General features: G+C 73.9%; 22 protein-coding genes. 6 read left to right on the top strand and 16 right to left on the bottom strand.

Features of this window, described 5'->3' with window-relative positions; genetic code table 11:
- A complete protein-coding gene (locus C2142_RS18730; RefSeq protein WP_241002655.1) occupies positions 1-903 on the top strand; it encodes a phosphate ABC transporter ATP-binding protein in 903 nt (300 codons plus the stop codon).
- Between the two features lie 6 nt (positions 904-909).
- Here the strand turns inward: C2142_RS18730 and C2142_RS18725 are convergent, their stop codons facing one another.
- The 3 genes from C2142_RS18725 to C2142_RS18715 form a co-directional block, all read right to left on the bottom strand.
- A complete protein-coding gene (locus tag C2142_RS18725) occupies positions 910-1,734 on the bottom strand; it encodes an HAD family hydrolase (protein ID WP_148643715.1) in 825 nt (274 codons plus the stop codon).
- A 91-nt stretch (positions 1,735-1,825) separates the two neighbouring features.
- Positions 1,826-2,782: a hypothetical protein gene (locus C2142_RS18720; RefSeq protein WP_148643714.1), complete on the bottom strand. Its 957-nt coding sequence runs from the start codon at positions 2,780-2,782 to the stop codon at positions 1,826-1,828.
- Positions 2,783-2,864: 82 nt separating this feature from the next.
- Complete coding sequence (locus C2142_RS18715) at positions 2,865-3,311, bottom strand: hypothetical protein (RefSeq protein ID WP_148643713.1); 447 nt, start codon at positions 3,309-3,311, stop codon at positions 2,865-2,867.
- Between the two features lie 148 nt (positions 3,312-3,459).
- Between C2142_RS18715 and C2142_RS18710 the strand changes: the two genes are divergently transcribed.
- From C2142_RS18710 to C2142_RS18690, 5 genes are all read left to right on the top strand, one after another.
- Positions 3,460-3,648: a hypothetical protein gene (locus C2142_RS18710; RefSeq protein ID WP_148643712.1), complete on the top strand. Its 189-nt coding sequence runs from the start codon at positions 3,460-3,462 to the stop codon at positions 3,646-3,648.
- Between the two features lie 361 nt (positions 3,649-4,009).
- Positions 4,010-4,312: a hypothetical protein gene (locus C2142_RS18705; RefSeq protein WP_148643711.1), complete on the top strand. Its 303-nt coding sequence runs from the start codon at positions 4,010-4,012 to the stop codon at positions 4,310-4,312.
- A gap of 272 nt (positions 4,313-4,584) precedes the next feature.
- The gene (locus C2142_RS18700; RefSeq protein ID WP_153882794.1) at positions 4,585-4,752 is read left to right on the top strand and encodes a hypothetical protein; all 168 of its coding nucleotides are present in this window, start codon (positions 4,585-4,587) and stop codon (positions 4,750-4,752) included.
- A gap of 99 nt (positions 4,753-4,851) precedes the next feature.
- Positions 4,852-6,759 (top strand): BTAD domain-containing putative transcriptional regulator, encoded by a 1,908-nt coding sequence (locus C2142_RS18695; protein ID WP_241002654.1) that lies wholly within the window; start codon positions 4,852-4,854, stop codon positions 6,757-6,759.
- A 218-nt stretch (positions 6,760-6,977) separates the two neighbouring features.
- Positions 6,978-7,973, top strand: a complete 996-nt coding sequence (locus tag C2142_RS18690; RefSeq protein ID WP_148643710.1) for a LuxR C-terminal-related transcriptional regulator — start codon at positions 6,978-6,980, stop codon at positions 7,971-7,973.
- Positions 7,974-8,010: 37 nt separating this feature from the next.
- Here the strand turns inward: C2142_RS18690 and C2142_RS18685 are convergent, their stop codons facing one another.
- The 13 genes from C2142_RS18685 to C2142_RS18625 all read right to left on the bottom strand — a co-directional run bounded on the left by C2142_RS18685 (position 8,011) and on the right by C2142_RS18625 (position 24,500).
- A complete protein-coding gene (locus C2142_RS18685) occupies positions 8,011-9,813 on the bottom strand; it encodes a DHA2 family efflux MFS transporter permease subunit (RefSeq protein ID WP_148643709.1) in 1,803 nt (600 codons plus the stop codon).
- 41 nt (positions 9,814-9,854) lie between these two features.
- On the bottom strand, positions 9,855-11,036 hold the full coding sequence (locus tag C2142_RS18680; RefSeq protein ID WP_148643708.1) for a hypothetical protein: 1,182 nt from the start codon (positions 11,034-11,036) through the stop codon (positions 9,855-9,857).
- On the bottom strand, positions 11,033-11,671 hold the full coding sequence (locus C2142_RS18675) for a hypothetical protein (protein ID WP_194235789.1): 639 nt from the start codon (positions 11,669-11,671) through the stop codon (positions 11,033-11,035). The genes C2142_RS18680 and C2142_RS18675 overlap by 4 nt, the downstream gene beginning before the upstream one ends.
- Before the next feature lie 14 nt (positions 11,672-11,685).
- The gene (locus C2142_RS18670; RefSeq protein WP_148643707.1) at positions 11,686-14,001 is read right to left on the bottom strand and encodes a beta-ketoacyl-[acyl-carrier-protein] synthase family protein; all 2,316 of its coding nucleotides are present in this window, start codon (positions 13,999-14,001) and stop codon (positions 11,686-11,688) included.
- Positions 14,001-15,041, bottom strand: coding sequence for an aminomethyl transferase family protein (locus tag C2142_RS18665; protein ID WP_148643706.1), 1,041 nt, complete (start codon positions 15,039-15,041; stop codon positions 14,001-14,003). Before C2142_RS18665 ends, C2142_RS18670 begins: the two co-directional genes overlap by 1 nt.
- Before the next feature lie 69 nt (positions 15,042-15,110).
- Complete coding sequence (locus C2142_RS18660) at positions 15,111-17,168, bottom strand: GNAT family N-acetyltransferase (protein ID WP_148643705.1); 2,058 nt, start codon at positions 17,166-17,168, stop codon at positions 15,111-15,113.
- A 44-nt stretch (positions 17,169-17,212) separates the two neighbouring features.
- Positions 17,213-17,749 carry a 3-hydroxyacyl-ACP dehydratase FabZ gene (fabZ, locus tag C2142_RS18655; protein WP_241002653.1) on the bottom strand — a complete coding sequence of 179 codons (537 nt, stop codon included), beginning with the start codon at positions 17,747-17,749 and terminating at the stop codon, positions 17,213-17,215.
- A 2-nt stretch (positions 17,750-17,751) separates the two neighbouring features.
- The gene (locus C2142_RS18650; protein ID WP_148643704.1) at positions 17,752-18,042 is read right to left on the bottom strand and encodes an acyl carrier protein; all 291 of its coding nucleotides are present in this window, start codon (positions 18,040-18,042) and stop codon (positions 17,752-17,754) included.
- Positions 18,043-18,102: 60 nt separating this feature from the next.
- Positions 18,103-18,864 (bottom strand): 3-oxoacyl-ACP reductase FabG, encoded by a 762-nt coding sequence (fabG, locus tag C2142_RS18645; RefSeq protein WP_148643703.1) that lies wholly within the window; start codon positions 18,862-18,864, stop codon positions 18,103-18,105.
- Complete coding sequence (gene sbnB / locus C2142_RS18640; RefSeq protein ID WP_148643702.1) at positions 18,861-19,892, bottom strand: 2,3-diaminopropionate biosynthesis protein SbnB; 1,032 nt, start codon at positions 19,890-19,892, stop codon at positions 18,861-18,863. The genes fabG and sbnB overlap by 4 nt, the downstream gene beginning before the upstream one ends.
- Entirely contained in the window at positions 19,889-20,944 is a 1,056-nt protein-coding gene (gene sbnA, locus C2142_RS18635; RefSeq protein WP_148643701.1) for a 2,3-diaminopropionate biosynthesis protein SbnA, read from the bottom strand. The genes sbnB and sbnA overlap by 4 nt, the downstream gene beginning before the upstream one ends.
- Positions 20,941-23,313, bottom strand: a complete 2,373-nt coding sequence (locus C2142_RS18630; protein ID WP_148643700.1) for a lantibiotic dehydratase — start codon at positions 23,311-23,313, stop codon at positions 20,941-20,943. The genes sbnA and C2142_RS18630 overlap by 4 nt, the downstream gene beginning before the upstream one ends.
- On the bottom strand, positions 23,310-24,500 hold the full coding sequence (locus C2142_RS18625; protein WP_148643699.1) for a PLP-dependent aminotransferase family protein: 1,191 nt from the start codon (positions 24,498-24,500) through the stop codon (positions 23,310-23,312). Before C2142_RS18625 ends, C2142_RS18630 begins: the two co-directional genes overlap by 4 nt.
- Positions 24,501-24,512: the final 12 nt, after the last annotated feature.

Genomic DNA, 24,512 nt, shown 5'->3' with positions numbered 1-24,512 from the left:
ATGACCGACGTACCGATGACCGACGCCCCGCAGTTCGACGCGTACGACCAGGCCGGCCCGGCGGCCGAGACCACCCTCACGCTGCCGCCCGTCCCGGCGGCCGCCTCGGCCGCCGCGGACGGCGGGCCGCTGGCCGGCCTGGAGACCCGCGACGTCTCCGCCTGGTTCGGCTCGCACAAGGTGCTGGAGCGGGTCTCGCTCGCCATGCCCGCGGGGGAGGTGACCGCCCTGATCGGCCCGTCCGGCTGCGGCAAGTCCACCTACCTGCGGATCCTCAACCGGATGCACGAGATGGTGCGCGGCGCCGCGCTCGCCGGTGAGGTGCTGCTCGACGGCGACGACGTGTACCGGCCCGGGCGGCGGCCCGCCGAGGTGCGGCGCCGGATCGGGATGGTGTTCCAGCGGCCCAACCCGTTCCCGGCGATGTCCATCAAGGACAACGTCGCCAGCGGGCTGAAGCTGGCCGGCATCAAGGTCTCCAAGGAGGAGCGCGAGCACCTGGTGGAGACCAGCCTGCGCCGGGCCGGGCTCTGGGACGAGGTCGCCACCCGGCTGCACACCCCGGGCGGCTCCCTCTCCGGAGGCCAGCAGCAACGCCTGTGCATCGCACGGTCGTTGGCGGTCTCGCCGGACATCCTGCTGATGGACGAGCCGTGTTCGGCGCTCGACCCGACCTCCACCCGGCGGGTCGAGGAGACCATCGCCGAGCTGCGCGGGCGGCTCACCATCGTGATCGTCACCCACAACATGCAGCAGGCGCAGCGGGTTTCGCAGTCCTGCGCGTTCTTCCTGGCCACCCACGACACCCCGGGCCGGATCGTCGAGGCCGGCCCGACCGGGCAGCTGTTCGGCAACCCGCGCGACCAGCGGACCTCGGACTACGTCAACGGCCGCTTCGGGTAACGGCGTTCACGGGGCGAGCAGCCGTTCCAGCACCGCCGCCACGCCGTCCTGCTCGTTGCTCACGGTGTGCAGCGGCACCGCCGCCAGTACCTGCGGGTGCGCGTTGGCGACGGCGTAGGCGGTGCCGGCCCAGGCCAGCATCTCCAGGTCGTTCGGCATGTCGCCGAAGGCCACCACCTCGCTCCGGTCGATCCCGCGCCCGGCGCACCAGCGGGCCAGCGTGCTGGCCTTGGTGACGCCGGGCGCGCTGATCTCCAGCAGCGGTATCGGCGCGGAGCGGGTGATCTCGGCCAGGTGGCCGGCCGCCTCGCGCGCCTCGGAGAGCAGCTTGTCCGGGTCGAGGTCCGGGTGCTTGGCCAGCAGCTTGAACAGGCCGTGGACCGGGCCGCCGGTGCCGAGCAGCTCCTCCGCCGGGCCGACCGGATGGTCCTCGTCCTGGCCCCACATCGGCACCGCGTACCCGGGCTCGCGGGCGAACCCGGCCGGGTACTCGAAGGCGAACGCGGTGCCGGGCAGCTTGGCCCGCAGCGCCGCCACCACGTCGAGCGCGGTGCCGGCGTCGAGCGGGAACGACTCCAGCAGCTCGCCGCGCCGCACGTCCACCACCGCGCCGCCGTTCGAGCAGATCGCCACCCCGTGGCCGCCGATGTGCGCGCTGACCTGCTGCATCCAGCGCGGCGGCCGGCCGGTGACGAACACCACCTGGACGCCGGCCGCCTCGGCCGCGGCGAGGGTCGCGGCGGTGCGCGCGCTGACGGTCCCGCCGGAGCAGAGCAGGGTGCCGTCCAGGTCGGTGGCGATCAGGCGGGGGGCGGTGCGGGGTGTGGTCACCGGTCCATCTTCGCCTACCGCCGCCGGGAGGTCACCGCCGTGGCGGCGGCCTCCCGGCGGCGGGTTGCCCGGGGCCGGTCCTCGGCGGACCCTAACCGACCTTGAGGGTCAGCCCGGCGGTGTGCAGCTGCCCGCCGGTCTGGAACTGCAGGAACAGCCGCCAGTCCCCGGCCGCCGGCAGCTCGGCGTGGAACGGCAGGGACGGGCCGCCGGTGCCGCCGGCCTCGGCCTTCGTCTCCGGGTGGAGGTGGGCGAAGGCCTGGTCGCCGGCGTGGAAGGCGGTCAGGTGGGCGAAGGTCTCCAGGTACGGCTGGAGGTCGGTGACCGGCTTGCCGTCCCTGCTCACGGTGACCTTCAGCTCGCCCGCCTTCCCGGCGACCGGGGTGCCCTCGACCGTGACGGTGTACCCGTCCACGGTCGCGGTGCCGGTCGCGGCGGGCAGCTCGGCGGCGGCCGCCGCGCCCTCGCCGGGGACGGTCACCGTCCGGCTGAGCACCAGGCCGGTGCCCCGGCCGGCGCCGCTGTCCGGGATGAACGAGGCGTAGACGCGCCAGGTGCCGGCGGTGAGCGCGGCCAGCGGGGCGGTCCAGGTGCCGTCGCCGGCCATCTCGGGGTGCAGGTGCTGGAAGCCGGTCAGGTCGGAGCGGACGGCGTAGAAGTGCATCCGCTTGGTCTGGTCGGTCCGGAACGCGGTGACCGGCCTGCCGTCGGGCCCGGTGACGGTGAACCGGTACTCGGCGGGGGCGCCGGCGGTGAGCGTCCCGGCGGTGGAGGTGAGGCGGTAGCCGTTCCGCTCGGCGGCGAGGCCGGGGGCGTCGGCGGCGTCGGCCGTGGCCGGGGAGGCGGCGTCTGCGCCGGGCATCTGGTGGCCCTGGTGGCCACCGCCCGCCGTGGCGGCGGCCGAGGTGGCCGCCGGGCTCGCGCCGTGGTCCATCCCGCTCATCGCGTCGGAGCCACAGGCGGCCAGGGCGAGGGAGAGGGCGGCGGTCCCGGCGGTGAGCGCCAGGGCGCGGGCCGGGGTACGGCGGGTACGGGTACGGAGGGACATGCGGTGGGTTCTCTTCCGGTGTGTACGGGCAGGACGCGGCGCGCCCGGGCCTCCTTCCGGGGGAGGTCCGGCGCGGGCCCGGTCACGTCCGTGCGACGCACTTGCGGAGCAGCAGTCCCCGCCCGGCGGCGGGTGGCGCCCGCGGGCCGTCGGCCGGCCGACGGCGCGGTCCGGCGAGGGCGGCGGGCAGCAGGGCGGTCGCGGCGAGGGCGTACGGCCCCGGGGCGGGCAGCGCGGCGCCGTCGCGGTCCCGGGCCGATACGCAGGAGACGGCCGGCCGGCCGTCGCCGTGCGTCCGCGGTGCGGTGAGGCCCGCAGCGGTGTCCGGGCCGCCGTGGTGCTGCGCCACCGCGTGCGCCGCGGCCATCACGGGCGCCGCGGCCGGCTCCGGGCGGTGGCAGCCGCCCGCCGAGGTCGGCGAGCCGTGCATCAGGAAGAGCCCGGCGAGCAGCGCGCAGAGCAGCAGCAGCCGGGCGGCCGCCCGCCCGCCGTTCTGCCCGGAACTCCGTCGTCCGCCCACCGCCGTCACCCGGCCGACAATACCCCCACCCTGTATCCCGTCCGCGTAGGTTTCGGCCCCCGGGCGAGGTTTCCGGCCGTTTCGGCCGCTCCGGGGGTGTCGCTCCGGGGGCGGGCGGGCATGACCGCCCAAGGCCACCCCGTCGGCAGGAAGAGCCATGCCACCTCGCCACCTCGAAGACGAGCGCCCACCGACCGCCGGCCCGGTCACGCACCGGACGCCGGACACCCTGCGCGATCCCGTCCTGCTCGGCGACATCATCTTCGACACCCTCGCCGAGATCGCCCGGCGCCGCGTCACCGAGCCGCCGCCCTTCCCCGCCCAGCGCACCCGCCCCCACCCGTAGCACCCACCCGCAGTGCCCCGGCCGGGGCGCCCCGGCGGTGGCGGCTACGTCGCGCGTCCACAGGTGGCGCGCCGTCGTCGTAGTCCTTCCGGTGCGTTCCGCGGGGTGCCGTCGTGCCCGCGCGGACGGTTCCGGCCGGGGGGCTCCGGCGTTTCACCTCCCGGGCAGCTCGGCGCCGCCGGCTTGTCCCCTTTCGTCCATCCCGGTCTGACCTGCGCAGACATCACCCGTGTTCGAATGATCGCGGCGGGCGACGGTCCAATTTGTCGTACTAGTGCTGGGGGTAGACGCTTTATGCCATGGCATAAAGCGTCTACCCCGACCGGCCCGAGTACCGAATTCCGGCGCTGAAGATGGAGATATGTACCTCATCCATGTGCGCCTGCGGGCCTCGGGCGGCGCGACCGCCCCGCCCGGCCTGGCGGGAATCATCAGCTCCTATGCGGAGGAGCGCGACGGCCTGGAGCACGTCGCGGTCCATCCGGACGGGTCCGGCGGCGTGACACTGGGGATCTTCAGCCTTGCGCCCGCCCTGGCCGAGGCCGAGGCCGGCGCGGCACGGCTGTCGGCCCGCGCCGTGGCCGACCACCCCGGCCTGGCCGGTTTCGCCGTCCTGTCCGTCGGCGCGGCCCTCGTCCCGGGCCCGTGGTGGGACGCCTGCTGACCGGTTCGGGCCGGCCGTCACCGACGGCCGCTCCCGGGTGCGTCACCGCAGGTCAGAGCAGGTGTTTCCGTACTGCTCCCGGAAGCCCGGCGCCGGCCGCCGAAGGGCCGGGGTGGACGGCTTAGGACAGTGCATGTTCCGTCCAGGCGACGCCTGTTCCCACCGGCCCGGCCGTCCAGCACAGTAGAGATGTCGGCAGGGAGCGAGCGCCGGCGAAGGCCCCGGGAAATCCCACCCGGGAAGAATGCGGAAAACCAATTGAGGAGAAATCCATGCTGGCCACCCGTGTCTCCAAGTTCGTCGCCCTCGCGCTCGTCGCTTTCGGCGCGGTCACCGCGCAGGCGGCTTCCGCGGACTTCTCCAAGAACGCCTCGCACGAGATCGCCGCCGTCCAGATCACCACGAACAACGACCGCGACGACGACGTCACCTGGGGCTGAAGGTCCCGGCAATGACGAACACCGGCCGGATGTCACGAAGATGACCGACAGCTCCCGGGAGAGGGCGCTGCATTCGGGCGAAGCAAAACGGGGGCGAAGATGATGGAATTCCTGGTCCTGGGTGCGCTGGAGACGCGCCAGGCGGGCGAACTGGTGGACGTCCGGGGCATGCGGCAGCAGCGGCTTCTGGCACTGCTCCTCCTCAACGCCAACCGGGTCGTTCCGATGGACGTGCTGGTCGACGAGCTCTGGGAGGACCCGCCGCTGTCGGCCCGGCCGCAGGTGCACAACGCGATCCGCGACCTGCGCCGCGTCCTGTCCTCCTCCAGCGAGTGCCGGCTGGTCACCGTGGACGTCGGATACCGGCTCGTCGTCCCCGAGGACGCCGTCGACGCGCACCGCTTCACCAGCCGGGTCCGCGAGGCCAGGGCGGCGGAGCGCGAGGGCCGGCCGGCCGAGACGATCCGACTGCTCCAGTCCGCCGTCGACCTCTGGCGGGGCGACGCCTTCGCCGGCATCCACTGCCCCGCCGTCACCGGCGCCGCGGTGAAGCTCAACGAGCAGCGGCTGACCGCCGTCGAGGACCTCATGGCGCTGCGCCTGCACGTCGGTGAATCCAGCTCCCTGGTCGGCGAGTTGCACGCGCTCCTGGCGGAGTACCCGCTCCGGGACTCGCTGCGCGGCAGCCTGATGATCGCGCTCTACCGCAGCGGCCGGCAGGCCGACGCGCTCGCCGTCTACGACGAGGGCCGGCGGTTCCTGGCGGAGGAACTCGGCCTCGAACCGAGCCCCCAACTACGCGCGCTCCACTCGGAGATCCTCGCCGACGCCCCCGGCGTCCACGGACCGGCAGGCCCCGGAAGCACGATCGACCGCGCCGCGGCGGCCCCCTCGCCCGGACCCGACGGCCGCCCGGCTCCCGCCGAGGCCGCGCCGCCGGCGCCGCGCAACCACCGGAACTGCCTCCCGCACGACCTCACGGACTTCACCGGCCGCGCCGCCGAACAGGACACCCTGCTGGGCGCGGTCGGCCTCGGCCCCGCCGGAACACCCCTGATGCTCGCGATCGACGGCATGGGCGGGGTCGGCAAGACGACCCTGGCGGTGCACGTCGCGCACCGGGTCACCCCGCAGTACCCGGACGGGCAGTACTTCGTCGGGCTGCACGGCTTCAGCGCGACCCGGCGGCCGCTGCCGCCCGAGCAGGCGCTCGCCACGCTGCTCCGCGCCGACGGCCTCGGCCCGGACGAGATCCCGAACGGCCTGGAGGAGCGCAGCGACCTCTGGCGCTCCCGGCTGGCCGGCCGCCGCTGCCTGGTCGTCCTCGACGACGCGGCCGACACCGCCCAGGTCAGGCCGCTGCTCCCGGGCACCGGCGGCTCGCTGGTGCTGGTGACCAGCCGGCGCAAGCTCACCGCGCTCGACGGCGCGCTGACCCTCCCCCTCGACGTCCTGCCGCCCGAGGACGCGGTGACGCTGTTCGGCCGGATCGCCGGCGAGCACCGGGTGGCCCGCGAACCGGCCCGGGTGGCGGAGGCGGTCGAGCTCTGCGGCCACCTGCCGCTGGCCGTCCGGATCGCCGCGACCCGCCTGCGCGACCGTCCGGCCTGGGCCGTCGCCGACCTGGTGGACCGGCTGGCGAGCTCGGCGCGCCGCGCCCGCTGCCTGCAGACCGCCGACCGCGACGTGATGTCCCTGCTGCGGGCGTCCTACCAGCACCTCGACGGCGCCCAGCAGCGCTTCAGCCGGTTGGTCAGTCTGCACCCGGCCGCCTCCTTCGACCTCGACCGGGCGGCGGCCATCACCGGTCTGACGGCCGACGAGGTCGAGTGTCACGTCGACGTGCTCCTGGAGAACAACCTCATCCGGCAGGAGGCGCCGGCCCTCTTCTCGTTCCACCGTCTGGTCCGGGACTGCACCCGCGAGTTGCTCGTCGAGGGGGCGGTCGCCGAATTCGCCCCGGAAGTACTCCCGGTGGGGCGGCCGGCCCTGCTGGACGCGGTCTAGCAGGGGGGGATTGCCGGCCGTCGGCGGAGCCGGCCGGGGTGCCGGCCGTCCGTACCCGTCGCGCGTGCACCGCCCTCCACCTCCGTGTTCGGCCCGCCGTCCGTCCGGCCCACGAGGCCGACATCTTCCGGGAACGCCGGAGTCAGCACACGGCTACTCAAGGTCAGTAAGCTCCCCCCCAGATGAATCGCTGGCGCTGATCGAGGGGGTTCGCATCAATGCTGGATGTCTTGGGACTGGACGCCGAGGCGGAGGCCATTTACCGGGGAATGCTCAGCAATCCCCGGGGTGGTGTCGCGGCGCTCGCAGTCGGACTGGGGATGACCGAGGAGCGGGTTCGCACCGGCCTGGACCGGCTCAGTGAACTCGCGCTGATCCAGCCCTCGGCCCGGGAGGGGATAGGTTTCCGGGCGGTCGGCCCGGAAACCGCGATGGAGGTCCTGCTGGCCAGGCAGCAGGCGGAGTTGGCGGCCCAGCAGATGCGGGTCGAGGCGTCCCGTGCCGCCGCGGCCCAGTTGATCGCCGAGTGTTCGGCGCTGCGCCCGGCCGCCACCGACGAGGCGTCCGAGCAGTTGGTCGGGCCGGAGGCGATCCGCGAACGGCTGGCGGAGCTGGCCGGATCGGCCCGGCAGGAGGTCGCCACCTTCGCGCCGGGCGGCGCGCACACGGAGGAGGACCTCCGGGCCAGCCGGCAGCCCAACTCCGCCTTACTCGAACGCGGGGTGCAGATGCGGACGGTCTACCTGGACAGCGTCCGCAACCACCGGCCCACGCTCGACCACGTGACCTGGCTCAACTCCCACGGCGGGCAGGTGCGTACCGTGCCTGACCTGCCGATCAGGATGATCATCTTCGACCAGCGCCAGGCGGTGCTGCCGATCGACACCGACAACACCCGGGCCGGTGCGGTGGTGCTGCGCGGCGCCGGGACGGTCGCCGCCCTGTGCGCGCTGTTCGAGAGCGTGTGGACCATGGCCATCCCGGTGGGGGACACCCCCAAGTGCGACGCCAACGGGATGCCGCCGCAGGAGCACGCCGTCCTCAAGATGCTCGCCCAGGGCTACACCGACGAGGCGATCGCCAAGCGGATGGGCGTCTCGCCACGGACCGCCCGGCGGTTCGCCGCCAACCTGATGGAACGCCTGGACGCCCGGAGCCGGTTCGAGGCCGGGGTGCACGCCGTACAGGACGGCTGGCTCCCCGCCACTCGCTGACTCCGGACGTCCCGATGACGTCTTCGGGCAGCAGGCGTCAGGCGTTCGCCCCGCTCAGGCGCGCCTCCCGGCGGTCCGCCGCGAGCAGCGCCAGGGCGGGGACCAGCGTGAGCGCGTAGACGCCCAACAGCCAGCCGAAGGAGTGCGCGAAGGCGGCCGGCACCAGTCCGTGCCGCTCCTCGGCGGCCTGGGTGAGGACCACCGTGACCACCGCGATGGCCAGCGCGCCGCCGATCCGCTGGGTCAGGTTGAGCTGAGAGGAGGCGTCCGGAATGGACTCCTGACGGATCGACTGGAACGCCCGGGTCATCGTCGGCACGATGGTCAGCCCGGTGCCGAGGCCGCGGACCACCAGGCTGGCGCAGATCAGCAGGTAGGACGTGTCCGAGGTGAGCGTGGTCAGCGGGGCGGTGGCGAGCATCGTGAGCGTGATGCCGATGACGACGGTGGCGCCGCCGCCCAGCTTCCTGAGCAGGACGCGGGACAGCCAGGCGGCGGTCACCACGCCGAGTCCGCCGGTGGACATCAGCAGGCCGGTCGTCACGGAGCTCTCGCCGCGCGCACTCTCGAAGTACAGCGGGATGAGCATCATCGGCGAGTAGAGCACGAAGCCCAGGCAGAACACGTTGATCACGGCGGTCGCGTAGACGCGGTTGCGGAACAGGCGCAGATCGAGCAGCGGGAACCGGGCGCGCAGCTGGCGGACGACGAACACCGTGCCGCTCACCACGGCCAGGGCCAGCGGGGCCAGCAGGACGGGGGAGGCGGTCACGCCCTTGTCGGCGAACTCGTGGATGGCCAGCACCGTGCAGACCGTGCAGGTCGCCGAGGAGAGCAGGCCCACCACGTCCAGCGGCCGGGCGCCCGGGCCGTCCGGGGCGTCCTTGCGCACCCAGCGCAGGGTGACCGCGAACAGGGCGATGCAGAGCGGGATGTTGATCAGGTAGACGGCGGACCAGCCGCCGGCCGCGACCAGCAGGCCGCCGATGGTCGGCCCCAGCAGCGGACTGATCAGCATCACGCTGCCGTTCAACGCCTGGACGCGGCCCAGGTGTTCGCGCGGGACGCCGCGGGTGAGCAGGATGGTCGACACGGGCGTGAGCACGCCGGCGGCCGCGCCGGAGAGGCCGCGGGCGGCGATCAGCTCGGGGAGCGTCTGGCTGGCCGCACAGCCGGCCGATCCCAGGGCGAAGAGGGCGGTCGCGGTGGCGAACACGCGCTTGGCGCCGAAGCGGGTGGCCAGCCAGCCGGTGGCCGGCATGACGGCGGCGAGGGCGATCAGGTAGGCGGTGACCACCCACTGCACCTGGTTGATGCCGCCGAACCGGGCGGTGGTGTCCTCGATGGACACGTTCACGATGGTGGTGTCGAGCAGGGCGAGGAAGCCGCCGGTGATGGCCGCGGCCATGGTCAGGAGGGCGGAGGCGGAGGGCCCGGAGGAGTCGGGGGCGACCTCGGTCTTGGGTTCGGCCTTGGGTTCGGGTCCGGGCCCGGTCTCCGGCGCGGTCTCCGACGTGGCGTCAGGGGTGGTTTCGGTGGCTGCTTCGGGGGCCGTTGCGGAGGTCTTCCCGGTGGCGGGCTCCTCGGCGGCGGCCTTCGCGGGCGTGGGCTTCCCGGTGGCGGCCTTCTCGGCGCCGGTCTTCGCGGTGGCGGGCTTCCGGCTCCTCTTGGCGGCGGCCTTGCGGGCGGTGGTCCGCTGGGCGGGGGCCTTCCGCGCGGCGGGCTCGGAGACGGCCTCGGCCTGGGCGGCCGGCTCCTTCACCGGGGCGGGGTCCGCCGGGAGTTCCACCGGTCCGGGAGGGCTCGGGGCTTCCTTGGTGCTCAGCTTGGTCGTCGGCATCTTCGAACGTCCTTCATCGTCAGCAGGGTGGTTGAGCCACGTCAGTCCGCGTCGGCGAGGCCGCGCTGGACCTCGTCGAGGACCGCCTCGGCCGCCTCGCGCGCGCCGGGGCGGTTCCGGCAGGAGAGGGTCACTTCGGTCCGGTCGTCGATCTGGCAGGTGCTGAGGAACATCTCGGCGTAGGGCACGAGCATCGGCAGCGTGAAGTACTCGGTGGGCCGGAACCGGTCGGTGCGGTAGAGCCCGGTGTCGATCCGGCCGTGGTCGGTCAGGATCGCCGTGCAGGGGAACGTGTTGCCGTCCAGCTCCTGGGCCTCGCGCAGCGAGTTGGCGAACGGGTTGCTGCGCAGGAAGTCCCGGTCCAGCACGGCCACTTCGCGCTTGCGCAGCATCGCGGCGAGGAGCTGGCTGTGCACCCGGTTCCAGCTGTCGTCCCGGTGGAGGTCGAGGACCAGCTGGGAGGTCAGGTTGGCGGTGGAGCGCACCGAGCGGTCGTGCCGGCGGAGGTCCACCGGGACGATCAGCCGGCCGGTGTCGGTGGCCAGCCGGCGGGAGACGGCGGCGGCCACCCGGGCGGTGACGGCGGACGGGCAGGCCCGCACGCTCCGCCGGAGCCAGAGCGGGGTGCCGTCGGCCGGGCCGTTGCCGAGGATCGCGGGGAAGCCCTCGACCCGGGCGGGGGCCGGTGCGGGGCGCACGGTGCCGGCCGCGGTCCGGAAGTGGGTGTCGTCGACGGTGGCGGCGGCACCGAGCGGCTCCTCGCCGCGCAGCACCCGGAACACGTCCTCGATCCAGTGCCGCAGCCCCCGGCCGTCCGTGACGATGTGACTGGCCCGCACGACCAGCCGGGTCACCGGCCCGTCGGCGAGGCCGACCTCGCAGACCGGACCGGCCACGACGTCCAGGTCGCGGTGGAAGAACGGGTGGTCGAACCCGGTCGGGGCGGGCAGTTCGACGACCGGCGGGGCGGTGTCGTCGGCGCGCCAGGACGCCCCCCGCCGCCGGACCGCGAGGCCGGGGCCGGCGAGGGTGGCCGCCCGGACCGCCTCCCGGAGCTCCTGCGGGTCGATCCGTCCCTCGCCCTCGATCACCATCTGGATCAGCTGGGGCGTCCCGGTCGCCGCGGCGTTCAGGTAGCCGCGCTCGATCTGCGAGATCCGGCGGGTGTACGGGCGGGCGGCCGGGCGGGCGGCCGTCGCGGTCGTCGTCGCTGTGGCGGTCATGCTGCTGGCTCCAAGGTCAGGGCGTCGGTGCGGGTGGCGGGCGCGGCGGGGCGGTCCTGCCACCACCACCGCACCGGGGCGGCCGCATCGGTGGCGAGGGCCAGGTGCAGGCCCCGGCCGAGGCCGGCCGACCGGACGAGGTACCCGGTGTTGGTCGGGCGCCAGCCCGGCTGCCAGGCCGGCAGCCGGACCCCGGCGAAGGTCTCCTTGCGGATGTGCGAGGCCTTGATCAGCGCCTCGCACTCGGCGAAGTCCCGCATCGTGGCCGGTTCCCCGGCCGGTCTGCCGAGCAGGTCGCCGAGCCACTGCATGGCGTACGGGCGGTCCCGGTGGTCCTGGAGGTCCACCCCCACCTGCGGGCCGGTGGAGAGGGCGACGGTGCTGTACTCGGCGCAGTGCGCCACCGAGGCGGTCAGGCCGTACGCCGGAAGGCTCCAGCGCCGGTGCTCGTCCCGTGCGAGGTCCCGCCCGGTGACGGCGAGCCCGTACAGGCGGGCGACCGCCCCGGTGATCAGCCAGCGGCCGGCGTCGTTCAGGCGGTGGCCCATCCGGTCCCGCGGCAGGTGGGGGTGGCGGGTGACGAGGCAGTCGATCACCGCCCCGTCCGCCCGGCCCTCCCCCGACGCTGCGTCCATCGGCGCCGTGTCCATCAGGACCTCGCGTCGAACACTGCCGCGGCGTAGCTGCCGCCGTAGGCGAAGCTGGACAGCAGCAGCCGTCCCTGCGGCTCCCCGCCGCCGAGCGCGGCCACCAGGCCGAGCGCACCGGCGCTGCCGTAGGTCTCCCCGAGCAGCGCCTTCGGCGCCACGGTGGGGCGGTCGGCCAGCCCGGCCAGGCCCAGGGCCCGGGACTGCGCGAGGTCGACCAGGCTGTAGCCGGAGGCGGCCGACACCACGGTGTCGATCTCCTCGGGCGAGGACCCGGCCTCGGCCATCGCGGCGCGCAGGGCGCGGGCCCAGGCCTCGCCGTCCCGGCCGAGCCGGCCGATGCCCACCGACTCGCCGGAGGCGCCGAAGCCCTTCACCGAGGCGAGGACGTCCGCGCCGCGGCCGGCGGCCGAGGCCTCGCTCTCCAGCAGGATCGCGGCGGCGCCCTCGCTGAGCACCGTCCCGGTGCGGCCGCCGGGGACGATCTCGGCGGTCCGCGCGTACCCGGGCAGCCGGGCCTGGGTGGCCAGGGCCTGCTCGGGGAACTCGTCGGCGACCACGACCATGATCCGGTCCGCGGCGCCGCGGGCGATGACCCGGGCCGCGAGCTGGAGGGCCAGGACCGAGCTGGTGCCGCCGTTGGCGATGGTGGCGGTGTAGCCGCGGTAGCGGTGCAGCATCGCGACGTGGCCGGCCGCCGCGTTCACCACGGTGTTGGCGAACATCGCCGGGTTGGCCCCGGTGATGCCCTGCTCCAGCACGCCCCGGTGGAACTGGAGCACCGAGGTCACCGGGCCGTAGCCGGTGGCGAAGACGATGCCGGTGCCCTCGGCCTCGGCCCGCGAGGGCTTGCCGTGCCGCTCGTACAGGTCGGCGACGGCGCCGGCGGCGAGCAGGCCCAGCGGGTCCATCCGGCGGGCCTTGCTCGGGTTGAGCTTGCGCGAGACGGCCTTGACGTCCACCCGGCCGATCGGCCGCTCGCCGACGCCCTCGACGTGCTGGAGGCCGGCGAAGCTCGCCCGGCCCTCCGCCAGGGCGGCGGTGAGCTCGGCGGTGGAGCCGGCCGTACCGGCCAGGCCGGCGACCCCGGTCACCACGACCCCGTGCACCGGGGCGGTCCGGCGCGGCGACCTGGTCTGGCGGCCGGGCTTGTTCAGGACCACGGTGGCGTTGTTGCCGCCGAAGGCGAAGGAGTTGGAGGCGACGACCTCCAGCGCCGCCGGGCGGCCGGTGTCGGGGACGATGTCCAGCCCGAACGGGGAGGGCACGCCCCGGGTGTTGACGGTCGGCGGGACGACGCCGCGGTCGATCGCCATCGTGCTGACGATCGCCTCGACCGCCCCGGCGGCGCCGAGGGTGTGGCCGAGCATCGACTTGGTGGAGCTGGCCGGCGGCAGTTCGGAGCCGAACAGCAGCTTGACCGCCTTGGGCTCGGAGACGTCGTTGGCGGGCGTCCCGGTGCCGTGCAGGTTGACGTAGTCGACGTCCTCGGGGCCGAGGCCGGCCGTCTCCAGGGCCTGCGCCATGGCGGCGGCGGCGCCCTTGCCGCTCGGGTCCGGCGCGGTCTGGTGGTAGCCGTCGCAGGAGAGGCCGTACCCGCCGAGCTCGGCCAGGGCGCGGGCCCCGCGTTCGGCGGCCCGGTCCGCGGACTCCAGGACCATGAAGCCGGCCCCTTCGCCGAGGGTCAGGCCGGTGGAGGCCGACATCGGGGCGCAGGGCTCCGGGTCGAGGGCGCCCAGGGCGCTGAACCCGTAGGCCGAGAGCTCGGCCAGCGGGTCGACGCCACCACAGATCACGTGGTCGACGTCGCCCTTCCAGAGCAGCTCCGCCGCGTAGCCCAGCGCCACCGCGCTGGCGGCGCAGGCGTTGGAGAGCACCACGCGCGGGCCGCGGAGGTCGAACTCGGCCGCGATGTAGTCGCCCACGCAGGGCAGTTGGGAGGCGGCGGCCTGCGGGGCGTCCAGCTCGCCGCCCAGCACCAGGCCCCGGTGGACGCTTTCCAGCGTCGGCATCGCGCCGAGGCTGGAGCCGACCACCACGGCGACCCGGTCCCGGTCGACCGTGTCCAGGTCGAGGCCGCTGGTGCGCAGGGCCTCCCGGATCGCGGTGGCGGCCAGCGCGTAGCAGCGGTCGAGGTCGGCCGGCTGCTCGCTGGTGACCATGCCGGCCCAGTCGGTCAGCAGTTCGGCGGTGTCGAAGAGGGTGTTGGTCTTGATGCCCGAGATCCCCTGGGAGATGGACGACCAGCTCTTCTCGACGTCGTCCCCGGCCCCGGTGATCAGCCCCAGGCCGGTGAGGGCGATGCGCTCGGTGGTCATCAGGAGATCCTCGTGGTGAGCGAGCGGGCGATGACGCGGGGCAGGGTGACGGTGCGCAGCGGGCTCTCGGCGCCGTCCTCGTTCTGCGCGGCCAGCTCCAGGCCGGGGACCCAGAACGGGGCGTTCAGGAGGGCGAAGACCAGCTCCTCGTCCGGGTTGGCGGACGGGGCCTGCCAGAGGACGGTGCCGACGCCCTGGCCGCCGGCGGTCACCTCGGTGCCGGCGGCGAACGCGGTGCCGGCCGGGGCGGCCAGGGCGGTCAGCCTGGCCAGCTCGGTGGTCGGCTTGACCAGGTCGTCCGAGCCGGTGAACTCGCCGATCCGGTTCCAGTCGATCATCCAGGCGAGGTCGGCCTCGTGGACCGGCAGACCGGCGAAGCCGGCCGCGTAGACGGCCATGCCGGCCTCGGCCTGGACGCGGGCCAGGCCCTCCGGGCCGACCTCGGCGCCGCCCTCGGCCAGGACCGCGGCGACCGCGGCCTCGTGGGCGGCCTCCGGGGCGTTGGAGATGAGCAGGTAGCCGTACTCGCCGGTGGTGCCGACGCGGGCCAGGTGGGCCAGGGCGGTCGGGTCGGACGGCACCGAGGACTCGGTGACGCCGTGCAGGGTCAGGCCGGAGACGTCGAACTCGACGAACTTCGCGGCCGCCGCCCAGGCCCGCGGGCCCTCGAACGCGGTGGCGCCCCAGCCCTCGGGGTCGATCTCGACGGTGACGTCCCCGGTGGTGTCCAGCTCGTCGAGGTAGCTGCGCAGCGCCTCGGTGGTGATCGGGGTGCGCGGCAGCAGCCAGGAGTCGTCGCCGATCTCGAAGTGCAGCACGATCGCGAACGGGGTGCCGTCGGCGTTCAGCGCGAGGGCCTCGCGGACGGAGTCCGGCTCGACGTACTCGCTCGACTTGGCGAGGAACTGGTCGAGCAGGGTGTAGCGGTCGCCGCCCGAGACGCGCACCAGCGGGGAGCTGATCCGGTAGACGCCGATGGCGGTGCGAACGGTGGTGTAGTCGTCCTGTGCGGTGCGGGGCACGGCAACGGTCGTGGTCATGATGGGCGGTTTCCTCTCACGGGTTCGGTGTGTGGTGGTGCGCGGTGGTGCGTGGGGTGGAGCGGTGGATCAGATGACGGGTTCGCGGTGCACGGCCAACTGCCAGGCGGCTTCGGCTCCGTGCGGGCCGGCGGCCGAGACGCAGCCGATGAGCAGGCCGGAGGCGGTGGTGCGCAGGACGATCTCCGGCTCGCCGGCGCCCGGGTGGGCCGGCCGGACGTCGAGCCAGCTGCCGTCGGCGAGCCGGACGGCGGCGGCGGTGGCCCAGACCTGCCGGAACTCCGAGGAGTCGAGCTCCCACCGGGTGCCGGCCGAGTCGAGCACCACGCCGGTGCGGGACGGGGTGTTCGGGGTGATCCAGAGGACGATCTCCTCCTCGGCGCCGGGGGCCCGGACGTCGACCCGGACGGGTTCGGCGGTGGACTCCGGCGCGGTGACCTCCCAGTCGATCCGCTCCTGCGGGGCGGCCAGGCCGAGCGGGTGCTTCTCCTCCCATTCCGTGCCGGCCGGCACGCCCCAGCCGAGGCCGGTGGCGAGGCTGAACCGGCTGTGCTCGCGGGTGACCCACATCCCGGCCGTCCAGCGCGGGTTGCAGCCGAAGGCGCGGGTGCGCGGGTGCGGGCTGCGCAGGACCTTGACGGTGCCCTCGGTCCAGGAGGTGACCCCCGCGGCGGCGGCCCGCACCTGGAGCCTGCGGGTCTCGGCGGCCGGTCGGGCCGTCGCGGTGCCGCGGGCGGCGGCCCCGGTGCCGGCGTCGGTGCCGGCGTCGGTGCGGAACACGGTGCGCAGCCGGGCCACGCCGTCCGCGTCCTGCTCCAGGTGGCGCTCGATCAGGCCGCTGTGGATCAGCCGGATCGGCCGGCCGGCCGGCACCTCGATCCGGGTCGTGCCGTCGTTCCAGGCCAGTTCGCTGCCGGCCGGGGCGACCTGGGAGGCCGCCACCACCTCGGAGGCGTCGCGGACGCCGATCCCGGTGCCGAGCAGGTGCCGCCCGGTGGTGCCGTCCGCCGGGTCGGACAGGGCGAAGGCGCCCTGCCGCAGCCCGATGGTCTGGAAGATCCGGCCGGGCCGGGTGGTGAAGGTGAAGTCCTGGCTCAGCACCCCGTCGGTGAGGGTGATGGTGCCGACGACCTCGTCCTCCCCGGACCGCTCGGCGACCCGGACCCCGTTCTCGACCGGGACGACGTCGAGGTCGCGCGGCTGGCCCTCGCGCCAGCCCGCCGACCGGTCCGCCTCGCAGCTGGGCCAGGTGGAGACGAACAGCGGCCCGTGGTGGCCGGGCGTCAGGACGCTCACCGTCCCGTCGCCGCCGTCGACCTCGCAGACCAGGCCGTCGGACTCGAAGCGGTGCGGCTCGGCCTGCCGCGCAGTGCGGACCCGGTAGGGCGGTTCGGCGATCCGCAGCGGCCGGGTGGTCCCGTCGGGGGCGGTGAGCTCCGCGCCGAGCATCAGGCCGCGGTCCACGTCGATGACCGCGTCGATCCGGTACTCGCCGAGGGCCAGAGCGTAGGCCACCGTGCGGACGCCGTCCAGCAGGCGGACGTCGGAACGGAGTTCGTCGTCGCGGCCGCCGGCGACGCTGCCGAAGCTGCTCAGCCCGCCCAGGGCGGCGACGGCCTCGGGGTCGAGGTCGGCGAAGACGCTCCGCAGGATCAGCGGGATGTAGTTGTGCAGCTCGACGTTGCCGTCCTCGCCGGGCACGGTCTCGCCGACGGAGACGCAGCCGACCCGGCGGTACAGCTTGAACGCCACGGTGTTGGCCGGATTGACGGTCAGTCGCAGTACGAGGCAGCCGCACTTCATCATCCACTCGACCGCCTCGGTGAACAGCCGCCCGGTGATCACACCGTTGCGGTAGGCCGGGGCGACGAAGAACATGTCGGCGATGAGCTCACCGGCGCGGGCGGACCGCCGGCCGGTGCTGTGGAACAGCCCGAATGTGCCCACCACACGCCCGTCGTCGACGGCCACCAGGAACGTCGCGGTGTCCCGCTCGGCCAGCTCGCGCTCCAGTTCGTCGCCGCTGATCCCGCCGGCCACCGGGTTGGGGTTGTCGCGGTGACGGCCGTAGAGCTCGGCGATGTCGTGCGCGTCGCCCTCCTGGTACGGGCGGATCGTGATGGACATTCCACACCTCCTTGTCTTCTGGTTCCGCTGGGTGGGGGCGGGGTCTAGCCCTTGCGTTCCGTGGTGACGATCAGCGAGCCGGCGGCGGCCAGTTCGGTGCCGACGGTGGCCCGGACGGAGACCGAGCGGAGCCCGCCCAGCTTCTGGCCGAGCTTGGCCTCCAGCTGGAGCTGGTCGCCGGGGACGACCAGCCGGGAGAACTTCATGGAGCTGATCGAGCCGAGGTAGCCGACGCTGGCCGACGGGTCGCCGGTCCCGGCGTTCTCCGCCTCCAGCAGCTCGGCCACGTAGACCACGGCGACCAGCTGGGCCATCGCCTCGACGATCATCACGCCGGGCATGATCGAGTGGTCCGGGTAGTGGCCGGCGAAGAACGGCTCGTTCACCGAGACGCTCTTGATCCCGCGCCCGGACACCCCGGGCACGACGTCGTACGCACGGTCGATCATCAGCATCGGCCAGCGGTGCGGCAGCATCCGCTTGATGTCGTCCGAGGAGTAACTGAAGGTCTCCTTGGGAGCCTTGGGCTCCTTGACCGCCATGGCCCGGCGCGCGGGCGCGGTCTCCGGCGCGATCGTCATGATCAGACCTCGCGGGCTTCGATGAAGTCGACCAGGGCGTTGATCGAGCCGAAGGCCTCGAAGTCGTCGTCGCTGATCAGCACGTCGTACTCGTTGTTGATCATGACGACGATCTCCAGGGTGTCCAGCGAGTCCATCTCCAGGCCGCGGCCGAACAGCGGCTGGTTGTCGGAGACGACCTCCGGCTCGGCGTCCAGGCCGAGGCGGTCGATGATCATCGACTTGATCTTCATGTTCTTCTCCAGGCGCTGCTCGGCCTGGGCGCGGACGTCCTCGAAGGTGGCGACGGACATGGGGGTTCCCTTTCTCGGGATTGACGATTGGTCAGTTCACTTGCACGGTGGTGCAATTGGTCAGCTGTAGAGCATTCCGCCGTCGACCGTGAGGACCTTGGCGGTGATGTAGGACGCGGCCGGGCTGGCCAGGAAGACGGCGGCCTGGGCCACCTCCTCCGGCGTCCCCATGCGTCCGAGCGGGATCGCCTGGGCAGCCTCCTTGAGCTGCTTCGGGGGCACCTTCTTCACCATGTCGGTGTCGATGAACCCGGGGGCCACCACGTTGACCCGGATGCCGCGGCCGGCGGTCTCGTACGCCAGGGTCTTGGCCATCGAGATCACACCGCCCTTGCTGGCGGCGTAGTTGGCCTGGCCGACCCGGCCGGCGATGCCGCTGGTGGAGGCGATCAGGACGATCGAACCGCCGCTCGCGTACATCTGCTTGGTCGCCTCGCGGGCGGTGAGGAAGGCGCCGGTCAGGTTGGTGCCGATGACCTCCTGCCACTTCGCGGAGCTCATCGCGGCCATGTGGCCGTCGGCGGTCACCCCGGAGTTGAGGACGGCGACGTCGAGCGAGCCCCAGGCGGAGCGGATCTCCTTGTACATCGCGGCCACCTGGGCCTCGTCGGAGACGTCCGCCCCGACCAGCAGGGCGCCCCGGCCCAGGGCCCGGATCCGCTCGGCGACCTCCTCCGCCTTCCCGGCGCTGGAGCGGTAGTTGAGGGCGACGTCGCAGCCGTGCTCGGCCAGCGCGATCGCGATCGCCGCGCCGATGCCGCGCGAGGCGCCGGTGACCAGGGCCTTGGTGCCCTCGGCGAAGAGCCGTCCGGGGGCGCTCATGCCGTACCTCCCACGAGGGTCGAGGTGACCTTGTGGCTGCCCGGGTCGAAGCCCTCGACCTCGGTGCCCAGGCCGGCCTTGGTGGCGGCGGTGAGGACGGCCTCCGCGACCGCGAGGTCCAGGACGCCCAGGCCGAAGGGCGAGAAGACGACCGTGCGGGCCAGGTCGCTCAAGGCGGTCCGCCCGTCGAGCACGGCGCCGATCTCGGCGTGGACGAACTCCCGGTGCCCGACCTGCTGTTCGGCGCGGTGCAGGGAGGTCTGCTCGCGGACGGCGTGCTGGGCGTCGTCGACCACGTTGTAGGCGGCGAGCACCGAGGAGGCGCTCAGGTCGCGCAGCGACAGGTGCAGGATCACCTGGCCGTGCGGCCGGTCCGGGTGGTCGGCCAGGTCGAGCCAGTAGCTGGAGTCGGTGGTGGCGATGGAGACGGTCTCGGCGCTCAGCGCCCGGGCCACGTCGACGGCCTGGAAGTCGATCCCCGGGTACTCCGCGGCCAGCTCCCCGGCGAACACCTTGGCCCGCTCCGGGAAGGCGTCCTGGAGGAACACCGTCTCGATGTCCGGGTGGACCTGCGTCAGGTAGGAGACGACGCGGTGGTTGATGGTGCCGCAGCCGATCAGCCCGACCGTGCGCACCGGGCGGCCGCCGCTCAGCAGAGCGCTGGCGAGCGCGGCACTGGCCGCGGTCCGCACCGAGGAGATCTGGCTGCCCTCCATCAGGGCCACCGGGTAGCCGGACTCCAGGTCGTTGAGGATGCAGAGCGAGGAGGCCCGCTGCATGCCCCGGTTCAGGTTCTCCGGGAAGGACGAGATCCACTTGAGGCCCATCACCGGGGCCGGTCCGCCCAGGTAGGCGGGCAGCGCGATGATCCGGGAGTCCGGGCGCCCCAGCGGGCGCAGGAAGGTGGAGAACGGGAGGTCCGACTGGCCCTGGCCGTGCAGGACGTAGGCGGTCCGCACCGAGTCGAGGACGGTGGAGTCCAGGCCCTGCAGCGCCGCACGGACGTCGTCGCGGCCGAGGATCCTCATGACTCACTCCTTTCGTGGTCGTGGTCCGGCAGGTACTGCCGGAGGTAGGACTCCACCCACTGGTCGGAGTAGATGGTGTCGAGGTAGCGGTCGCCGCCGTCGGGCAGCACCGCGACGCAGGTGGCGCCCGGCTCGATCCAGGCCGGGGCCTGCCGGAGGGCGGCGATGACGGCGCCCGAGGACCCGCCGGCCAGGATCGACTCCTTCGCCAGCAGCTGGTGGCAGCCGCGGATGCACTCGGAGTCGGTCACCTTGACCACCCGGTCCGCGAGCCCCGGCAGCAGCAGCGGCGGGACGACCGCCGCCCCGTGCCCGGGGATGGTGCGCTTGTGCGAGCTCTCCCACGGCTCCGGCGGGCCGAAGATGACGCTGCCGACCGCGTCCACCGCGACGACCTTGGTCTCCAGGCCGTTGTCCCGGATGTACTCGGCGCAGCCGCGCAGCGTGCCGCAGGTGCCGGCCGCCAGGAAGAGGTAGTCGGGGCCGCCCGGGATCGCCTCGCAGATCTCGCGCATCGTGGTGCGGTGCGCCCGGGCGTTGTACTCGTTGGCGTACTGGTTGGGCCACCACGCGTCGGGGACGCTCTCCAGCAGCGCCCGGACCCGGCCGATCCGGGCCGGCAGGTACTCGCCGGTCTCCGGGTCGCGGTGCTCGACGACCTCGACCCGCGCACCGTACGCCCGCATGATCGCGAGGTTCTGCGCGGTGGTCCGGGGATCGACCACGCAGATCAGGTTGAGCCGGTAGAAGTTGCAGAGCTGGGCGAGGGCGATGCCGAGGTTGCCCGAGGAGGACTCCACGACGGTGGAGACCCCGGGGACGAGCCGGCCGGTCTGGATGGCCTGCTCGATCATCGACTTGGCGGCGCGGTCCTTGATGGACCCGCCGGGGTTGAACCGCTCGCACTTGGCGTACACCTGGAAGCGCGTGGGCGGGAACAGCCGGTCGAGGGCGACCAGCGGGGTCCCGCCGATCGTGGCCACGATGTCGGGCTTCGTCGGGGGGCGCGGGCGGACCCGCGGTGCCGCGTTGTCGGGGACGAGGACGGTCATTCCGGCACCTTCCTGCTGATCTGGAGCCGAAGCTCGCTGACGTAGCGCTCGCCGTCGGCGTCCGGCAGCCAGGACTCTTCGGGGGCCGGCAGCGGCTCGCTGACGGTCACCACGGCGTCGGGGTCGAGCTGCCGGGCCCGGCGGACGAGGTTGGCGAAGGAGAGCACCAGCGTCGGGCTGGTGAAGTCGACCAGGGAGGGCTTGGTCTCCTCGGGGAACTTGACGAAGGCCCGGTCGGGCAGGGAGTTCCCGGTGACCCAGCGGCGCACCGCCAGGTAGTCGCGGTGCCGGTCGGCCTTCGGGGCGAGGGCGACGCCCTCGGCCGGCAGCCGCCAGGTCTCGCGGAAGAGCACCAGGTTGTCGAGGGTGATCCGCGGGGCGTGGCTGCGGTCCAGGCCGATCTTGAAGGCGTCGCAGGCGATGATCGAGATCAGCACCGCGAGCAGCTCCGGAACGGTCCAGGTGCGCCCGTCCGCGGTGGTGGCGGTGACGGTGCCGCCCTCCTCGGCCAGGGTGATGGAGACCGCCGGCTCGATCCGGTCGCGCTCGTCGAACGGCGCCCGGGTGAAGCCGATCAGCCGGTCCCCCGCGCCGATCGGCGCCGGCACCATCCGGCCGCTGTTGCGCTTCCAGCCGACCGGCAGCAGCGGCACCAGCCGCGGCGCGCCGATCGCCTCGTTGACCTTGTCCCGCAGCGACCCCCGGTCGGTGGTCCAGTCGAGGAACGGCAGGTCGAGGGTGGCCAGGCAGGCGTGCAGCTCGCCGAGGACCACGGTGTGCTCGCCGGCGTTCACCGCCTCCACGGACGGGGCGACCACCTGGAGGTCCGGGCTGTGCACCGCCAGGTGCGGCGAGCGGACCGGGCCGGTGGCGAAGACGGCGCGGGCGCGGTCCTCGATCCCGGAGACCGAGAGCCGGACCGGCTCGGCCGGGGAGGCCTGCGGGTCCAGCGCGATGACCTCGCGCCACTTCTGCGCCAGCTCGCGGGTCGCGGCCTGCACCGGGGTGTTGTGCTCGCCCCAGAACAGGGCCAGCACCTGCGGCCAGACGTCGGCCAGGTTCACCGTGCCGTGGCGCTGTGCGGCGGCCCGGACGAGGGCCGCGACCTCCGCCTCGACCAGCTCGGCCAGCCGGTTGCCGAACCAGTCCGCCGCGTCGGCGACCAGGGCCAGCGGGCGGGCGATGCCGTCCAGGAAGTCCCGCCCCAGGTCCATCCGGCAGTCCCGGAGGGCGTCCTGGTAGCAGAGCGTGCGGCCGGCGTACGCCTTGCCCTCCTCACGGGAGGCGGCCTGCCCGGTGGTGGCCGTGAAGAACGCGTCGAGCTCGTCGAGCGCCCCCACCAGCTCCTCGGCGGTGGCCGCGCGGTCGATGCCGTCGCGCAGCCGGCCCAGTTCGGTCAGCACCGCGTCGAACCGGACGAACAGTTCCGGGTCGCCGACGGCCGACACCCGCCTGCGCAGGACCTCCTCGGCCCGCACGTCGACCGGGATGTTGGCGTCCCAGGCCAGCACCCGCTGCCGGAGCAGCCGGTTCAGGACCTTGTCCACCCGCTCCCGCGCCGTCGCCGCGTCCCACCCGTGCCCGGCGACCAGCGCGTCGGCGACGGCCTCGCCGTTGCGGTCGCCGTCGGCCAGGCGCAGCACCAGGACGTCGTCCTCGCGCAGCCGCAGCACCTTGCGGTTCGACAGGACCAGCCGGTCGCCGTCGAGGTGGACGTCGGGCCGCAGCACCGGCGGGAACCACCAGCGGGCGCCGGGCTGCCCGGCCATCCAGTCGGCCAGCGCGGCCACCGTCCAGCGTTCGAAGGACGTGCGGCTCGCCGAGGTGAGCGACGGGCCGTGCTCGAACTCGACGGCCCGCTCGGTCCGCCCGACGGAGATCCACGCGCCCGGGCCGAAGAAGCCGATCGTCTCGGCCTTGGCGCAGTACCGCAGCCAGTACATGGCCAGGGTGCGCTCGCGCTGGCGGCGCTTGGTCTCCTTGCCCCTGCCGGAGGCGAGGGAGTCGAGGATCTGGTAGACGGTGCGGTTCTGCCAGGCGATGGCCAGGCGGACCTTCTCGTCCCGGGCGAGCCCGGCCAGCTGCGCCGTCTCGGCATCGCAGTCGGCCTGGTAGGCGGCCAGGAAGGCCTCGTGGCCGTCCTCGCCGTTCTCCAGCCGTGCCGCCGCGCGGGGGGCGTGCCCGCCGCCGAGGAGCTGCAGCCCGGAGACCGGGAAGCCCGCGTTGCGGAGCAGTCCGACCCCCCAGACCTGCCAGTCGGTGGTGCCCAGCCGGTGGGACGGGGCGAGGGCGGACCAGTCGAGGGCGCGGGGCGTCCCGCCGGTGGCGGCCGCTTCGAGGGGGCCGGCCGCCTGGAGGGTGCCGGTCATCGGTCCCCGCCTTCCGGGGCCGGCCCGGCGAGCGCGGCGGCCAGCCGGGCGACGCCCTCGGCGATCTTCTTCCTCGGTACGTGGCTGAAGCAGAGCCGCAGGCCGTCGGCGTGCTCACCGTCGACGCTGAAGTGGCCGCCGGGCACGAAGGAGACCCCGTGCTCGGCCGCCGCCGCGGCGTACCGGGCGGTGTCCACGCCGTCGCGGTGGCGCAGCCAGATGTAGAAGCCGCCGTTCGGGCGCTCCCACGTCCAGGGGCCGGAGGTGCCGAGCTCCTGCTCCAGGGCGTCGGCCATCAGGCCGCAGCGCTCCCGGTAGCTCGCGCGGTAGCCGTCGATCAGGTCGGTCCAGCCGGCCCGGGTGTGGAAGGCGGCCAGTGCGGCCTGGGCGAGGGCGGACGGGGAGAGGGCGATCACCTCGGCGGTGCGGCTGAGGGCCGGCAGCACGTGGTCCGGGGCGGCGATCCAGCCGGACCGCAGGCCGGGGGCGAAGATCTTGGAGAAGGTGCCCAGGTACACCACCCGGTCCGGGTCGAGCGCCTGGAACGCGGTGGTCGTCCCGCCGTCGAAGGAGAGCAGTCCGTACGGGTTGTCCTCGATCAGCAGGAGGTCCAGCTCCCGGCAGACCGCCAGCAGTTCCTTGCGGCGCTCGACGGAGAGGGTGCGGCCGGTCGGGTTCTGGTTGGTCGGGTTGCAGTAGAGCAGCCGCGCGGTGCGGCCGTCGGCGCGCAGGCGCAGGACCGTCCGCCGCAGCTCGGCGGGGTCCATCCCGTCCCGGTCGTCGGCCACGGAGTGCAGGTCGAGGCCGGCGGTCCGGAAGGCCGCGGTGGCGCCCGGGTAGGCGGGCGTCTGGACCAGGACGGTCTCGCCCGGGGCGCCGAGCCCGAGGGCCACCGCCATCAGCCCCATCTGGGAGCCGCTGGTGGGGACGAGGTTCGCGGCCTCCGCGTGGGCGCCCTCACGGGCCATCAGGTCCTTGATCGCCGGGACGAGGGCCTTGGCGACGTGCGGGGTGGTGTACTGGAAGGCGAGCTTCCCGCCGAGCCGGACGAGGCGGGAGAGTTGACCGGAGATCGCCTCCAGCGGGAGGACGTCCAGGTCGGGCAGGCCGCCCGCGAAGGAGATGAGGTCCCCGCCCCGCTCGAAGAGCCGGGGCATCTCGGCCGCGGGTCTGGTGTCGGTCCACATGGGTATCGGTTT

It is taken from the genome of Streptomyces sp. CB01881 (assembly GCF_002953255.1).
Lineage (GTDB): Bacteria > Actinomycetota > Actinomycetes > Streptomycetales > Streptomycetaceae > Kitasatospora.
The sequence above is the reverse complement of the archived record's forward strand: the minus strand, read 5'-3'. Positions and strand labels throughout refer to the sequence as shown.

What these genes read in the sequence shown, in the direction of transcription:
- C2142_RS18730 (WP_241002655.1), top strand. Translation starts at nt 1, where the DNA reads ATGACCGACGTACCGATGACCGACGCCCCGCAGTTCGACGCGTACGAC.
- C2142_RS18665 (WP_148643706.1), bottom strand. Translation starts at nt 15,041, where the DNA reads ATGACCACGACCGTTGCCGTGCCCCGCACCGCACAGGACGACTACACC.
- C2142_RS18625 (WP_148643699.1), bottom strand. Translation starts at nt 24,500, where the DNA reads ATGTGGACCGACACCAGACCCGCGGCCGAGATGCCCCGGCTCTTCGAG.
- fabZ (WP_241002653.1), bottom strand. Translation starts at nt 17,749, where the DNA reads ATGACGATCGCGCCGGAGACCGCGCCCGCGCGCCGGGCCATGGCGGTC.
- C2142_RS18670 (WP_148643707.1), bottom strand. Translation starts at nt 14,001, where the DNA reads ATGACCACCGAGCGCATCGCCCTCACCGGCCTGGGGCTGATCACCGGG.
- C2142_RS18660 (WP_148643705.1), bottom strand. Translation starts at nt 17,168, where the DNA reads ATGTCCATCACGATCCGCCCGTACCAGGAGGGCGACGCGCACGACATC.
- C2142_RS18680 (WP_148643708.1), bottom strand. Translation starts at nt 11,036, where the DNA reads ATGACCGCCACAGCGACGACGACCGCGACGGCCGCCCGCCCGGCCGCC.
- C2142_RS18650 (WP_148643704.1), bottom strand. Translation starts at nt 18,042, where the DNA reads ATGTCCGTCGCCACCTTCGAGGACGTCCGCGCCCAGGCCGAGCAGCGC.
- C2142_RS18710 (WP_148643712.1), top strand. Translation starts at nt 3,460, where the DNA reads ATGCCACCTCGCCACCTCGAAGACGAGCGCCCACCGACCGCCGGCCCG.
- C2142_RS18685 (WP_148643709.1), bottom strand. Translation starts at nt 9,813, where the DNA reads ATGCCGACGACCAAGCTGAGCACCAAGGAAGCCCCGAGCCCTCCCGGA.
- sbnA (WP_148643701.1), bottom strand. Translation starts at nt 20,944, where the DNA reads ATGACCGTCCTCGTCCCCGACAACGCGGCACCGCGGGTCCGCCCGCGC.
- C2142_RS18705 (WP_148643711.1), top strand. Translation starts at nt 4,010, where the DNA reads ATGTACCTCATCCATGTGCGCCTGCGGGCCTCGGGCGGCGCGACCGCC.
- sbnB (WP_148643702.1), bottom strand. Translation starts at nt 19,892, where the DNA reads ATGAGGATCCTCGGCCGCGACGACGTCCGTGCGGCGCTGCAGGGCCTG.
- C2142_RS18700 (WP_153882794.1), top strand. Translation starts at nt 4,585, where the DNA reads ATGCTGGCCACCCGTGTCTCCAAGTTCGTCGCCCTCGCGCTCGTCGCT.
- C2142_RS18675 (WP_194235789.1), bottom strand. Translation starts at nt 11,671, where the DNA reads ATGGACGCAGCGTCGGGGGAGGGCCGGGCGGACGGGGCGGTGATCGAC.
- fabG (WP_148643703.1), bottom strand. Translation starts at nt 18,864, where the DNA reads ATGAGCGCCCCCGGACGGCTCTTCGCCGAGGGCACCAAGGCCCTGGTC.
- C2142_RS18695 (WP_241002654.1), top strand. Translation starts at nt 4,852, where the DNA reads ATGATGGAATTCCTGGTCCTGGGTGCGCTGGAGACGCGCCAGGCGGGC.
- C2142_RS18690 (WP_148643710.1), top strand. Translation starts at nt 6,978, where the DNA reads ATGCTGGATGTCTTGGGACTGGACGCCGAGGCGGAGGCCATTTACCGG.
- C2142_RS18720 (WP_148643714.1), bottom strand. Translation starts at nt 2,782, where the DNA reads ATGTCCCTCCGTACCCGTACCCGCCGTACCCCGGCCCGCGCCCTGGCG.
- C2142_RS18630 (WP_148643700.1), bottom strand. Translation starts at nt 23,313, where the DNA reads ATGACCGGCACCCTCCAGGCGGCCGGCCCCCTCGAAGCGGCCGCCACC.